Origin of the sequence: Dorea longicatena (genome assembly GCF_024168045.1) — a bacterium.
GTDB lineage: Bacteria > Bacillota > Clostridia > Lachnospirales > Lachnospiraceae > Dorea_A.
Window position 1 is genome coordinate 1395498 of record NZ_CP100126.1, and the last position, 14300, is coordinate 1409797.

Below are 14300 nucleotides of genomic sequence, written 5' to 3' on the forward strand. Positions count from 1 at the left end.
GATGATAAAAGGTATTATACCAACCGGATCATATATTATCAAACTTCTGATAAATATTTTTGAAAATATTGATTTTTGCATGGATGTTTAGTAGAATAAATTCAGTAATATTAGGAGGAATAAATATGTCAGAAATTACGGTGATCGCATTGGACGCTATGGGCGGGGACAATGCACCGGGTGAGATGGTAAAAGGGGCAGTCGATGCCCTTGGACGTGAACAGGATATAAAGGTATATCTGCTTGGCAAAGAAGATATAGTGAATGCTGAATTGCAGAAGTATACTTATGATAAGAACAGACTGGAAGTTGTGAATACAACAGAAGTAATAGAGACTGCCGAACCTCCGGTGAATGCGATCAGAAGAAAGAAAGATTCTTCTATTGTAGTCGGAATGAAGATGGTAAAGGAAGGAAAGGCTGATGCATTTGTATCTGCCGGAAGTTCCGGAGCAATCCTGGTAGGCGGACAGGTAATCGTTGGAAGGATCAAAGGTGTAGAGCGGCCACCACTTGCGTCACTGATCCCGACAGAGAAGGGTGTAGCACTTCTGATCGACTGTGGAGCGAATGTAGATGCTAGAGCCTCACATCTGGTTCAGTTTGCCAAGATGGGTTCTATCTATATGGAACATGTAGTTGGTATTAAGAATCCGAAAGTTGGGATTGTAAATATCGGAGCAGAAGAAGAAAAAGGTAATGCACTGGTAAAGGAGACGTTTCCTCTTTTAAAAGAAGAAAAAGAACTGAATTTTATCGGAAGTGTAGAAGCAAGAGAGATTCCGCATGGACAGGCTGATGTCATTGTGACAGAAGCATTTTCGGGCAATGTAATCCTTAAGCTATATGAAGGTGTCGGGGCGGTATTGATCAGTAAGGTAAAAGAAGGACTGATGTCCACACTCAGAAGCAAGATCGGAGCATTGCTTATCAAACCGGCGTTAAAAACAACTTTAAAGTCATTTGATGCAAGTGAGTATGGCGGTGCGCCATTGCTTGGATTAAACGGTCTGGTCGTAAAGACACATGGAAGCTCGAAAGCAAAAGAAGTCAGCAATACATTAATCCAATGTGTAACATTTAAGAAGCAGAAGATCAATGAAAAGATCAGGGAAAGTATTCAATCGGAGCAAAAATCCGCTGAATAATATATTACTAACTATGATAAGAAAAGGAGATTTGATATGGAACTTGAAAAATTAAAAGAAATCATCGCTGATGTATTAAATGTAGAAGTGAATGATATTACAGAGGACACAACATTTGTAGATGATCTGGGAGCAGACTCCCTTGATATCTTCCAGATTATTATGGGAATAGAAGAAACATTTGACATTGAGATCGATAATGATGACGCTGAGCAGATCTCTACAGTTGGAGATGCTGTTGAGCAGATCAAGAATGCAACAAATAATAACTAGGCAGATATAAAAAGAACGAAAGGGCCCTGCCAGGGGCTTTTTTCGTTCTTTAGGATGGAGTTTACAATGAGCAAAGACCTTAAAGAATTAGAAGGAAAGATTGGTTACAAATTTGATGACTTTACCCTGTTTACAAAGGCGATGATTCACAGCTCTTATGCCAACGAAAAGCATCTGCCAAAGTATGAGTGTAATGAACGTCTGGAATTTCTGGGAGATGCGGTTCTTGAACTGGTGTCCAGCGAATTCCTGTTTCACAATAATCCGAAGCTTCCGGAAGGGGAACTTACAAAGACAAGAGCAAGTATGGTATGTGAACCGGCACTGGCATTCTGCGCAAGAGATCTGGATCTTGGTGAATACCTTCTGCTTGGTAAAGGAGAAGATGCTACCGGAGGACGAAAGAGAGAATCTGTAACATCGGATGCAATGGAGGCTCTGATCGGAGCAATTTATCTTGATGGTGGTTTTGCTAATGCAAAAGAGTTTATACATCGATTTATTTTGAAAGATTTGGAGAACAAGAAACTCTTTTTTGATAGCAAGACTATCCTGCAGGAAATCGTGCAGGCGAATTTTAAAGAAGTAATCTCGTATCATCTGATTGGTGAAGAGGGACCGGATCATAATAAGACTTTCCGTGTTGCGGTACATATCGGAGAAGAAGAATACGGAGTCGGAGAAGGCCGGACGAAGAAAGCAGCAGAGCAGGAGGCTGCATATATCAGCATTTTGAAACTGCATGAAAAGAATATAAAGTAGGTGTGGAATGTATTTAAAAAGCATAGAAGTGCAGGGATTTAAATCATTTGCCAATAAAATTAAATTCGAATTCCATAATGGAATCACCGGCATTGTCGGTCCGAACGGAAGTGGAAAAAGTAACGTAGCAGATGCGGTCAGATGGGTGCTTGGGGAACAGCGTGTGAAGCAGTTAAGAGGCGGCAACATGCAGGATGTTATTTTTTCCGGTACTGAGAACAGAAAGCCGCTTAGTTATGCATCGGTGGCGATTACTCTGGACAATTCAGACCATAAGCTTCCGGTTGATTACGAAGAAGTTACGGTAGCAAGAAAGCTATACCGTTCCGGAGAAAGCGAATATCTGATCAATGGAAGAGCATGCAGATTAAAAGATGTAAATGAACTTTTCTATGATACAGGTATCGGAAAAGAAGGGTATTCGATTATCGGACAGGGACAGATTGATAAGATCTTAAGTGGTAAGCCGGATGAGAGGCGGGAACTTTTTGATGAGGCGGCAGGAATTGTTAAATTCAAACGAAGAAAAAGTATGTCAGTCAAAAAGCTGGAAGACGAACGCCAGAATCTGGTCCGTGTCAATGATATTCTGTCTGAACTGGAAAAACAGGTCGGACCGTTAGAACGTCAGTCTGAAAAGGCGCGGGAATATCTGAAACGCAAAGAAGAATTAAAAACATACGATATCAATATGTTTCTTTTGGAAATGGAACGTATCCGGGATCAGATCCGGAATCTGGATGAAAAACTGCGTATTACAAAAGGAGAACTAGAAGAAGCAACCAGCAAGTATGCAGATACAAAGACAGAATATGAGTCGATTGAAGAACAGGTGGAAGTGATCGATGATTCCATTGAAAAAGCGAACCGTCAGTTAAATGAGACAACCATTCTGAAGCAACAGTTAGAGAACCAGATTGCATTGTTAAAAGAACAGATCCACAGTGCGCGGATGAATGATGAACACTTCGATCAGCGTGCCGGTGTTATTGATTCGGAGATAGATGTCCGTGAAGGACAGCTGAAAGAACTTCACACGGAAAAAGATTCCATTGAAAAACAGATGGAAGAAAAGCGGTCAGAAGAAGATAAGATCAAAAATGAACTGACGGAATTGCAGGAGAAGATTGCTCAGATTACCGGATCTGTCGATGAAAAAAAGAATCATATTATGGAAATACTGAATAACAGAGCATCCACGAAGGCTCAGATTCAGAAATTCGATACAATGATGGAGCAGATTCAGGTAAGAAAATCGCAGATTAACCGTGAAATCCTTGCAAATGACAGTGAGATCGCAGAAGAGAATGAGAGTCTGAATAAATTCCAAATGGAATTGAAAGTTATTTCCGACAAGATCATTTCACTGAATGACGAGAATAAAGAATATGAACGCAGGATCAGGGAATTGCAGACTAAGATTTCGAAAGAATCCCAGAAGCTGCAGATCGGACAATCTGCTTTTCACAGGGAACAGTCCAGACTGGAATCATTAAAGAATATTACGGAACGGTATGACGGATACGGTAACAGTATTCGTAAAGTCATGGATAATAAGGACCGGGAGCAGGGACTTCTGGGTGTAGTAGCAGATATCGTGAAGGTTGAAAAAGACTATGAGATCGCTATTGAGACTGCACTTGGAGGAAATATCCAGAATATCGTAACGGAGGATGAGGATACAGCAAAACGAATGATTCATTTCCTGAAGAAGAATAAGTTTGGACGTGCAACCTTTCTGCCGTTAACGTCGATCCGTGCGAATTCCGGGATTAACCGGCCGGAAGTACTGAAAGAAACGGGAGTTATCGGGACAGCCAACAAATTGATCCAGGTGGAGAGCAAATATAAAACCCTTGCAGATTATCTGCTGGGAAGAACACTGGTAGTAGATCATATTGATCATGCAACAATGATTGCAAGGAAATACCACCAGTCTATCCGTATCGTAACACTGGAAGGCGAGCTGATCAATCCAGGTGGTTCCATGACCGGTGGAGCATTTAAAAACTCAAGTAATCTTCTGAGCAGACGACGGGAAATCGAAGAATTTGAAAAGACCGTGCAGAAGCTTAAGCAGGAGATGACGGAGATGAAACAACAGATCTCTGGTCTGAAAGAAGAACGTGCAGGGTATTATGAGAAGACCGATGCAATCAGTACAGAACTGCAGAAAGCATATGTCGTACAGAATACGGCGAAGATGAATGCAGATCAGTCATCAACCAGGATCAGAAGCTTCAGACAGCAGTTTGATAATCTGCGGAATGAAGCTGCGAAACTCGATGCACAGATCACGGAGATCATGGACAATCAGGAATCTATTAATATTGAGCTGGATACATCCGAAAGTCTGGAGAATGATCTGAATCTCACCATTGAGAAAGAGCAGAAAGAACTGGAAGATGTTCATACAAAAGAGAGTATTAAGACCAGAAAATCAGAACAGATTCATCTGGAATATGCAGGATTAGAGCAAAAATATACATTTATCACGGAAAATATTACCCGTATCTGCGAAGAGGTCGATAAATTCCGGACTGAATTGGAAGAGCTGACAAAGAATAAAGGCGGCAATTCCAGGGAGATCACCGAAAAAGAGGAGAAGATCCACGAGTTAAAAACAACAATTGATCATTCCGGAGATTTGTTTGAAGAGATCAAACTTCAGATCGAACATTCAAAAAGTGAACGAATGGAACTGAATAAACGTCACAAAGCGTTCTTTGAAAAACGTGAAGAGATCTCGAAACATATGGCGGATCTTGATAAAGAAGTTTACCGTCTGGAAAGCCAGAAAGAAGGCTGCGAAGAAGCTTCCGAGAAGCAGATTAATTATATGTGGGAAGAATATGAACTCACACTGAATCATGCAAAAGAGCTTAGGAATCCGAATCTGACCGATCTTGCAGATATGAAGAGACGGATCCAGGAATTAAAAAGTGAGATCCGTGCACTGGGAAATGTCAATGTCAATGCGATAGAAGAATATAAAAGTGTATCCGAACGGTATGAATTTCTGAAAGGACAGCATGATGATCTGGTTGAAGCAGCCGAAACACTGGAGCAGATCATCGAGGAACTTGATAATGCCATGCGCAAGCAGTTTAAAGAGCAGTTTGCCAGAATTGCCGCAGAGTTTGATCAGGTATTCAAGGAGATGTTCGGCGGTGGAAAAGGAACGCTGGAACTTATGGAAGATGAGGATATTCTGGAAGCAGGTATCCGGATTATTGCCCAGCCGCCAGGAAAGAAGCTGCAGAACATGATGCAGTTATCCGGAGGCGAAAAGGCACTGACAGCAATAGCACTTCTTTTTGCAATCCAGAATCTGAAACCGTCACCATTCTGCCTGCTGGATGAGATAGAGGCGGCGCTTGATGATAACAACGTAGACCGTTTTGCGCAATATTTGCACAAATTAACAAAATATACGCAGTTCATTGTAATTACACACCGACGAGGAACAATGACCGCAGCAGACAGACTGTATGGTATTACTATGCAGGAAAAAGGTGTCTCTACACTGGTATCTGTCAGCCTGCTGGAAAATGAACTGGATAAATAGGAGGAAGGTATGGGATTTTTTGAAAAACTGGTTGCCGGTCTTGGCAAGACCAGAGATAATATTGTATCAGGAATGGACAGCATCTTTCACGGATTCTCCCGTATCGATGATGACTTTTACGAGGAATTGGAGGAAGTACTGATCATGGGAGACCTTGGTGTACAGGCAACCTATGATATTCTGGATGATCTGAAAGCAAAGGTAAAAGAAAAACACATCAAAGAACCGATGGAGTGCCGGGAACTTCTGATTGAAAGTATCAAAGAACAGATGGATATCGGGGAAACGGCATATGAATTTGAAAACCATACATCCGTAGTGATGGTGATCGGTGTCAATGGTGTGGGAAAGACTACAACGATCGGAAAGCTGGCCGGAAAACTCCGCGCAGAGGATAAGAAAGTGGTAATTGCAGCGGCTGATACATTCCGTGCTGCAGCAGGAGAACAGTTAAAAGAATGGGCGAACCGTTCGCAGGCTGAGCTGATCGGCGGACAGGAAGGCTCTGACCCGGCATCGGTAGTGTTTGATGCTGTTGCGGCAGCAAAAGCACGGCACGCAGATGTATTAATGATAGATACAGCCGGTCGTCTGCATAATAAAAAGAATCTGATGGAAGAACTCAGAAAGATGAATAAGATCATCGACCGGGAATTTCCTGAGGCATACAGAGAGACGCTGGTGGTTCTGGATGCAACAACAGGGCAGAATGCTCTGCAGCAGGCAAAAGAATTCAACGATGTGGCAGAAATTACAGGAATTGTTCTGACAAAGATGGACGGAACCGCAAAAGGCGGTATCGCAGTTGCAATCCATGCAGAACTTGGCGTTCCGGTAAAATATATCGGTGTAGGAGAGACCATTGATGATCTGCAGAAATTTGATGCGGATGATTTCGTGAATGCGTTATTCGAAAGACCAAAAGATGATGAGACTTCAGAAGAGGTTTCAGAAAACAAATAAGAGGAAGAGAGGAAATACGAGATGTTAACATTAGAAAAATTCAAGCAGGCGAGTGAAATCGTAAAAGAAGTAACCCTTCCAACCAAGCTGGTATACAGTGAATATTTAAGCAACCAGACAGGTGCAGAAGTATATCTGAAACCAGAAAATATGCAGTACACGGGTGCTTACAAAGTACGTGGCGCATATTATAAAATCAGCACAATGAGCGAAGAAAACAGAAAGAAAGGTCTTGTTACAGCATCGGCCGGTAACCATGCACAGGGCGTAGCATATGCAGCAAAAAAATTTGGCTGCAAAGCAACGGTCGTTATGCCGACAGTTACCCCACTGATCAAAGTTAACCGTACCAAGAGTTATGGTGCAGAAGTTGTATTACACGGGGATGTCTATGATGATGCCTGCGCATATGCGATGAAATTAGCAGAAGAAAACGGATATACGTTTGTCCATCCGTTCGATGATCTGGATGTCGCAACCGGACAGGGCAGTATCGCTATGGAAATCTTTGATGAACTTCCGGATGTAGATTATATCCTCGCACCGATAGGTGGCGGCGGACTGATTACAGGTGTATCTACACTTACAAAACTTCTGAATCCAAATGTAAAAGTAATCGGTGTAGAACCGGCAGCTGCTGCAAGTATGACAGAAGCATTAAAGGAAAGACATCCTGTAACACTTTCCAGTGCAAACACCATCGCAGATGGTACTGCTGTGAAACGTGTAGGAGAGAAGATATTCCCATACGCAGAGAAAAATATTGATGAAGTGATCACTGTTGCAGATGATGATCTGATTGGGGCATTCCTCGATGTAGTAGAAAATCATAAGATGATAGTAGAAAATTCCGGACTTCTGACGGTGGCAGCCCTCAGACAGCTTGATTTGAAAGGAAAGAAAGTCGTATCTATCTTAAGCGGCGGAAATATGGATGTGATCACAATGTCGTCAATCGTACAGCATGGATTGATACAGCGAGACAGAATCTTCTCTGTATCGGTACTGCTTCCTGACAAACCAGGTGAACTGGTACGTGTTGCATCTACGATTGCCAAAGCAAACGGTAATGTAATCAAACTGGAACACAACCAGTTTGTAAGTACCAACCGAAACGCAGCAGTAGAACTTCGAATCACACTGGAAGCCTTCGGAACCGAACACAAGCACCAGATTATGAAAGCGTTAGAAGACGAAGGCTTAAGTCCTAGAGAAGTCAATGCCAAGCTTTATTAATATGATACCAGAGAACTTTTTCAGCGACTATTCAAAAAATGATTATGGAAATCCCATAATCATTTTTTTTGAATAAATATCCATAATAATACTTGACAACACATGTATCATTGTATACAATTATACATGTTGAATTTAGTACTTTACTACGAAAAATTATTTTTAGAAAGCAGGCGATGAAAGAATGGAAAACAGGAAAGTATACCTGGATAATCATACAAATTTATTGCAACTGGAAGAACACATGTACCCGTTGGTAGATGTAAAGACGCCGAATGTGTTTCGTAATCTGTTCCATTATGATGAGATTCCGAAAATCGCATTCAATGACCGAATTGTTCCGCATTGTATGCCGGATGAAATCTGGATTACAGATACAACATTCCGGGATGGTCAACAGTCACGTGCCCCATACAGTACGGAGCAGATCGTAACATTATATGATTATTTCCATCGTCTGGGTGGTCCAAAAGGAAAGATCAGACAGTGCGAATTCTTTCTTTACAGTAAAAAAGACAGAGATGCTGTATACAAATGTATGGAAAGAGATTATAAATTTCCGGAAGTAACAAGTTGGATCCGCGCAAGCAAGAAAGATTTTCAACTGGTAAAAGAGATTGGAATGAAAGAAACAGGTATTCTAGTGAGCTGTTCGGACTATCATATTTTCTATAAATTAAAAATGACCAGACGTGAGGCAATGGAGCATTATCTGTCTATTGTAAGGGAATGCCTTGAGACAGGAATCAGTCCGAGATGTCATCTGGAAGATATCACCCGTTCCGACATCTACGGATTCGTGATCCCGTTCTGCCTGGAACTGATGAAACTGATGGATGAGTATAAGATTCCGGTTAAGATACGTGTCTGTGATACGATGGGATATGGAGTAAATTATCCGGGAGCAGTAATTCCAAGATCTATTCCGGGAATTATCTATGGTCTGCGTGTACATGCAGGTGTTCCGAGTGAACTGATCGAATTCCACGGACACAATGATTTCTACAAAGCAGTCAGCAACTCTTCAACCGCATGGTTATATGGTGCTTGTGGCGTAAACTGTTCGCTTTTCGGAATCGGGGAACGTACCGGCAATACACCACTGGAAGCGATGGTATTCGAATATGCACAGCTTCGCGGTACACTGGATGGCATGGATACAACAGTCATCACAGAGATGGCAGATTATTATGAAAAAGAGATTGGTTACCGGGTTCCTTCCAGGACACCATTCGTTGGCAAGAACTTTAATGTGACCAGAGCCGGAATCCATGCAGATGGACTCTTGAAAAACGAAGAGATTTATAATGTATTCGATACCGATAAATTCCTGAACCGTCCGCCGCTTGTGGCAATTTCCAATACTTCGGGACTTGCAGGTATTGCCCACTGGATCAATACATATTTTAAGCTTCCGGATGATAAGAAAGTGGATAAGAATTCAGAACTGGTAAACGCAGTAAAAGACTGGGTAGATGAACAGTACGAAGAAGGACGTGTAACCGTTCTTACAGATGATGAGCTGATCGCAGTTATTGATCAGAACTGCAAAAGACTGGGTATAGATTTGATTTAATTGGGGTGTTTTTATGGAAGAATATCAGGACAGATCCTTACGAGGAAGAGTGTTCCGGCATCTGCGGGAAGATATTCTGAATGGGGTATATAAAGATCATGAAGAATTAAGGGAAGTAACAATCGGTGAAGAACTGGGGGTAAGCAGAACACCGGTAAGAGAAGCCTTAAGACAATTGGAGTTAGAAGGACTGGTTACGATCATTCCGAATAAAGGTGCATATGTGACAGCCATTACCAGAAAAGATGTGAAAGATATCTATAAGATACGTTCGCAACTGGAAGGGCTGTGTGCCAACTGGGCAACAAAATATATTACGGACGCGCAGATTGAAGAACTGGAAGAAGTGATTCTTCTGTCAGAATTTCATTTACATAAGAAAGGATCCGGACAGATTGAACAGATGTCAGAAATGGATGGTAAGTTTCATAAGATATTGTATGAGGCATCCAACAGCAGGATCCTGGAACATGTATTGACAGATTTTCACAAGTATGTACAGCTTGCAAGGACGATGTCGATTGAAGCACCGGAGCGTGCCGAAAAGTCAATAGAAGAACACCGAGAAATACTGGAGGCAATCAAGGCAAAAGATGCGGCAAAAGCAGAACAGCTTGCAAACGAACATATATTACATGTGATGGAAAATCTGCATCTGGAAGAATAATGAAAGATGCCGCGAACAGATAGAAAGGAGACAAACATCATGGCAAAAATTAAAATGACAACACCAATCGTAGAGATGGACGGGGACGAAATGACAAGAATCCTCTGGAAGATGATCAAAGAAGACCTTCTGGAGTCATATATTGAACTGAACACAGAATATTATGATCTGGGTCTGGAGCACAGAAATGAGACGAATGATCAGGTGACTATCGATGCAGCCAATGCGACCAAGAAATATAAAGTAGCCGTAAAATGTGCAACCATCACACCAAATGCAGCACGTATGACAGAGTATGATCTGAAAGAAATGTGGAAGAGCCCGAACGGAACGATCCGTGCAATACTGGACGGAACAGTATTCCGTGCACCGATCGTTGTAAAAGGAATTGAGCCATGTGTAAAGAACTGGAAAAAACCAATCACTATTGCAAGACATGCATATGGAGATGTATATAAAAATACAGAGATGAAGATTCCTGGACCTGGAAAAGTAGAACTGGTATACACGGCAGAAGACGGCACAGAGACCAGAGAACTGGTACACAACTATGCAGGACCGGGTGTTGCACAGGGAATGCATAACTTATGCGGATCTATTGAAAGCTTTGCGAGAAGCTGCTTTAATTATGCATTGGATACAAAGCAGGATCTGTGGTTCGCAACAAAAGATACGATCTCTAAGAAGTATGACCATACATTCAAAGATATTTTCCAGGAAATCTTTGACAAAGATTATGCCGAGAAGTTCAAAGAAGCCGGAATTACATATTTCTATACTTTGATCGATGATGCGGTTGCAAGAGTTATGAAATCAGAAGGTGGATATATCTGGGCATGTAAGAACTATGACGGAGATGTAATGAGTGATATGGTTTCTTCCGCATTTGGTTCTCTTGCAATGATGACATCTGTTCTGGTATCACCGGACGGAAATTATGAATATGAGGCAGCTCATGGAACGGTACAACGTCATTATTACAAGCATCTGAAAGGGGAAGAGACTTCTACAAACTCTGTAGCTACAATTTTTGCATGGACAGGTGCTCTCAGAAAACGTGGTGAGATGGATGGAAATTCCGAATTGACAGCGTTCGCAGATAAGCTTGAAAAAGCAACCATCGATACCATTGAAGAAGGTAAGATGACAAAAGACCTGGCATTGATCACGACACTGGAAAATCCAACTGTATTGAACAGCGAGGGATTTATTAAGGCAATTGCCGAGAAATTAAAGTAGATAATATATGACAAAAACACCATACAATGTGAAAATTTCCGAATGAATTTGACGGATCACAGTGTATGGTGTTTTTATGTATGAATGAACAGCGTATAAATTAAGCGTCTTCCGCTAATTCCTCCCATTTCATATATAATTCTTCTAATTCTTCCGCTATGGTGGCTTTTTCTTTTGCCAATTCCTGGCATTTTACAGAGTTGGTGAAGATTTCTTCCTGAACCATCAGGGCATCAATCTCACCGTCGCGGTCTTCCAGTTCACCGATACGTTCTTCCGTTTTTTTAAGCTCATTCTGACGTTTGCGGAGTCTTGCCTGGGCTTCCTTTTGCTCCTGCCAGCTGAGTTTTGACTCGGATACATTCTTGTCTGTACTGTTATCTGAAACGGATGAAGATGTAGAAGCTGCTCCGGCATATGCGGTAGTGAGTTCTTCTTTTTTCTCCAGATAATAGTCATAATTTCCGATATAATTTACAAATGTATGATTGACAAGATCTAGAATCCGTGAAGCGGTCTGATTGATGAAATAACGGTCATGAGAGACATAAAGTACGGTGCCGGTATAATCATTCAAAGCATTCTCAAGGATTTCTTTGGATGCGATGTCCAAATGGTTGGTCGGCTCGTCGAGGATCAGGAAATTTGCTTCAGAGAGCATCAGTTTCGCAAGAGATACACGTCCGCGTTCCCCACCGCTCAAAGAACTGATCTGTTTGAAGACATCATCACCGGTAAAAAGAAATGCTGCAAGCACATTCCGGATTTCCGTATTCGTAAGAGTCGGATAATCATCGGAAATCTCGTCAAAAATTGTTTTCTCCATATGAAGGACATGATGTTCCTGATCGTAGTAGCCGATCTTAACATTGGAGCCAAGTGTATAAGTACCGGAATCGGCAGATACCACACGGTTTAAAATCTTAAGAAGCGTAGTCTTTCCTGTCCCGTTATCACCGATTACTGCAACATGTTCACCTCGTTTGATCTCAAGATTAACGTCTGTAAAAAGCTCCTGTCCGGGGAAAGATTTGCTTAAATGTTCAACAGTCAGGACATCATTGCCGCTTACACAGGATGGTTCCAGTTTCAGATGTATATCTGTATTAACTTCTATCGGTTTTTCGATAGTCTGCATCTTTTCCAACATCTTTTCACGGCTTTCGGCACGTTTGATGGATTTTTCACGGTTGAAAGAACGAAGCTTTTCGATAACTGCCTCCTGATGCTTGATTTCCTGCTGCTGGTTAAGATACTCCTTCAGGCGTATGTCGCGAAGCTGCTGCTTCTTTGCTGCATAGTCACTGTAGTTTCCCATATAAGTACGAAGTTCTCCAAGCTCGATTTCAAGAACTTTCGTGACAACTTTGTTCAAAAAATAACGGTCGTGAGACACGATCAGCACAGCTCCCTGGTAGTTTAGAAGATAGGTTTCAAGCCATGCAATGGAATTCAGATCCAGATGGTTGGTTGGCTCATCAAGAAGCAAAATGTCTGGTTTCGTTAACAGAAGCTTGCCAAGAGATACACGGGTTTTCTGTCCTCCGGAGAGAGTGTCGACCGGTTTGGTGAAATCATTTTCCGTAAATCCAAGTCCTTTTAACACACCGGTAATCTCACTTTCGCAAGAATAGCCATTCTCACGTTCAAAAGTGGCCATAAGGCGATTGTAAGTTTCCAGACGGTCGTTCAGAGCGTCACCGGAGAGATGCTTAAGTTCCATCTCAATCTCGCGGATACGGCGCTCCATAGCGATTATATCGGCCTTTGCGGTGCGGACTTCTTCATAGATCGTATTACCGCTTTGCATCTCCTGATGCTGGGCAAGATAGCCAAGCGTCTTACCTTTTGTCAGAATGACGTTGCCGTCATCCGGGGCTGATTCGCCTACAATCATTTTGAGCAGAGTAGACTTACCGGCACCGTTCGGTCCGACAAGAGCTGCTTTTTCGTGATCTTCTATATGGAAGGATCCATCTCTGACGATGAGGTGTTCACCGAAAGATTTCTGGATCCCGTGACATGCTAATATCATATATTTCCTCCTGCGTTGTGGATAATTGATACATTCGTATTCGTAAAATGCATTTGCACATGCTATTTTATTATAACGGAAATTGTATAAAATTCAACAATAGTTTGACAATAATCTTTCAATTTTATATAATTATTTCAGACTATGATTGGAAGGGTGAATATAGTGGAAGAAAGAGAGATTTCTCGTGCAGTCATTCGTAGATTGCCGAGGTATTACAGATATTTGGGTGAACTGCTGGAAAATGGTGTAGAGCGTATATCTTCGAACGATCTGAGTAAGCGTATGAAGGTGACTGCATCACAGATTCGTCAGGATCTGAATAACTTTGGCGGATTCGGCCAGCAGGGATATGGTTATAACGTAAAGTATTTATATACAGAGATCGGAAAAATTTTAGGATTGGAAGAAGATCATAATATCATTATCATCGGTGCCGGTAATCTTGGACAGGCACTGGCAAATTATGCAGCTTTTGAGAACCGTGGATTTATCCTGAAGGGAATCTTTGATGTAAATCCAAGACTTCAGGGTGTCTCTATCCGAGGCGTACCGATCCGCATGATGGATGACCTGAAAGCATTTGTACAGAACAATAATATTGATATTGCAGTGCTGACGATTCCAAAAGAGAAAGCAATTGAAGTGGCGAATATGCTGGTTGATAACGGAGTGCGTGCAATTTGGAACTTTGCGCACACAGATCTGAATCTTCCAGATAATATTGTTGTCGAGAATGTACATCTGTCAGAAAGCCTGATGCAGCTGTCATACAATATCAGTCGTTACAAAGAGGATCATAAGTAAATTATTATAAAAGAAAAAGGCGTGTA

At 41.8% G+C, this 14300-nt stretch carries 11 protein-coding genes; 10 read left to right on the plus strand and 1 reads right to left on the minus strand.

Annotated features, from left to right (window positions below; genetic code table 11):
* Positions 1-125: 125 nt before the first annotated feature.
* From plsX to NKF87_RS06575, 9 genes are all read left to right on the plus strand, one after another.
* Positions 126-1148: a phosphate acyltransferase PlsX gene (plsX, locus tag NKF87_RS06535; RefSeq protein WP_253584275.1), complete on the plus strand. Its 1023-nt coding sequence runs from the start codon at positions 126-128 to the stop codon at positions 1146-1148.
* Positions 1149-1184: 36 nt separating this feature from the next.
* A complete protein-coding gene (gene acpP / locus NKF87_RS06540; RefSeq protein WP_006426671.1) occupies positions 1185-1421 on the plus strand; it encodes an acyl carrier protein in 237 nt (78 codons plus the stop codon).
* 66 nt (positions 1422-1487) lie between these two features.
* Positions 1488-2183, plus strand: coding sequence for a ribonuclease III (gene rnc, locus NKF87_RS06545; protein WP_055284490.1), 696 nt, complete (start codon positions 1488-1490; stop codon positions 2181-2183).
* 7 nt (positions 2184-2190) lie between these two features.
* Complete coding sequence (smc, locus tag NKF87_RS06550) at positions 2191-5751, plus strand: chromosome segregation protein SMC (protein ID WP_055284492.1); 3561 nt, start codon at positions 2191-2193, stop codon at positions 5749-5751.
* A 9-nt stretch (positions 5752-5760) separates the two neighbouring features.
* Positions 5761-6714 carry a signal recognition particle-docking protein FtsY gene (gene ftsY / locus NKF87_RS06555; RefSeq protein WP_028086214.1) on the plus strand — a complete coding sequence of 318 codons (954 nt, stop codon included), beginning with the start codon at positions 5761-5763 and terminating at the stop codon, positions 6712-6714.
* A 21-nt stretch (positions 6715-6735) separates the two neighbouring features.
* Complete coding sequence (gene ilvA, locus NKF87_RS06560; protein WP_028086215.1) at positions 6736-7950, plus strand: threonine ammonia-lyase; 1215 nt, start codon at positions 6736-6738, stop codon at positions 7948-7950.
* 184 nt (positions 7951-8134) lie between these two features.
* Positions 8135-9526: a hypothetical protein gene (locus NKF87_RS06565; RefSeq protein ID WP_055284494.1), complete on the plus strand. Its 1392-nt coding sequence runs from the start codon at positions 8135-8137 to the stop codon at positions 9524-9526.
* A 13-nt stretch (positions 9527-9539) separates the two neighbouring features.
* On the plus strand, positions 9540-10193 hold the full coding sequence (locus NKF87_RS06570; RefSeq protein WP_055284496.1) for a GntR family transcriptional regulator: 654 nt from the start codon (positions 9540-9542) through the stop codon (positions 10191-10193).
* 39 nt (positions 10194-10232) lie between these two features.
* Positions 10233-11432 (plus strand): NADP-dependent isocitrate dehydrogenase, encoded by a 1200-nt coding sequence (locus tag NKF87_RS06575; RefSeq protein ID WP_253584277.1) that lies wholly within the window; start codon positions 10233-10235, stop codon positions 11430-11432.
* A 100-nt stretch (positions 11433-11532) separates the two neighbouring features.
* Here NKF87_RS06575 and NKF87_RS06580 read toward each other — a convergent pair whose 3' ends face one another.
* Positions 11533-13467: an ABC-F family ATP-binding cassette domain-containing protein gene (locus NKF87_RS06580; RefSeq protein WP_055284501.1), complete on the minus strand. Its 1935-nt coding sequence runs from the start codon at positions 13465-13467 to the stop codon at positions 11533-11535.
* A 165-nt stretch (positions 13468-13632) separates the two neighbouring features.
* Here NKF87_RS06580 and NKF87_RS06585 point away from each other — a divergent pair, with 165 nt between their 5' ends.
* On the plus strand, positions 13633-14274 hold the full coding sequence (locus NKF87_RS06585) for a redox-sensing transcriptional repressor Rex (protein ID WP_028086220.1): 642 nt from the start codon (positions 13633-13635) through the stop codon (positions 14272-14274).
* The last annotated feature ends 26 nt before the right edge of the window (positions 14275-14300 follow it).

Excerpts from the sequence above, each read along its gene's own strand:
- smc (WP_055284492.1), top strand. The coding sequence starts at position 2,191 with ATGTATTTAAAAAGCATAGAAGTGCAGGGATTTAAATCATTTGCCAAT.
- plsX (WP_253584275.1), top strand. The coding sequence starts at position 126 with ATGTCAGAAATTACGGTGATCGCATTGGACGCTATGGGCGGGGACAAT.
- NKF87_RS06575 (WP_253584277.1), top strand. The coding sequence starts at position 10,233 with ATGGCAAAAATTAAAATGACAACACCAATCGTAGAGATGGACGGGGAC.
- ilvA (WP_028086215.1), top strand. The coding sequence starts at position 6,736 with ATGTTAACATTAGAAAAATTCAAGCAGGCGAGTGAAATCGTAAAAGAA.
- NKF87_RS06565 (WP_055284494.1), top strand. The coding sequence starts at position 8,135 with ATGGAAAACAGGAAAGTATACCTGGATAATCATACAAATTTATTGCAA.
- NKF87_RS06580 (WP_055284501.1), bottom strand. The coding sequence starts at position 13,467 with ATGATATTAGCATGTCACGGGATCCAGAAATCTTTCGGTGAACACCTC.
- ftsY (WP_028086214.1), top strand. The coding sequence starts at position 5,761 with ATGGGATTTTTTGAAAAACTGGTTGCCGGTCTTGGCAAGACCAGAGAT.
- rnc (WP_055284490.1), top strand. The coding sequence starts at position 1,488 with ATGAGCAAAGACCTTAAAGAATTAGAAGGAAAGATTGGTTACAAATTT.
- NKF87_RS06570 (WP_055284496.1), top strand. The coding sequence starts at position 9,540 with ATGGAAGAATATCAGGACAGATCCTTACGAGGAAGAGTGTTCCGGCAT.
- acpP (WP_006426671.1), top strand. The coding sequence starts at position 1,185 with ATGGAACTTGAAAAATTAAAAGAAATCATCGCTGATGTATTAAATGTA.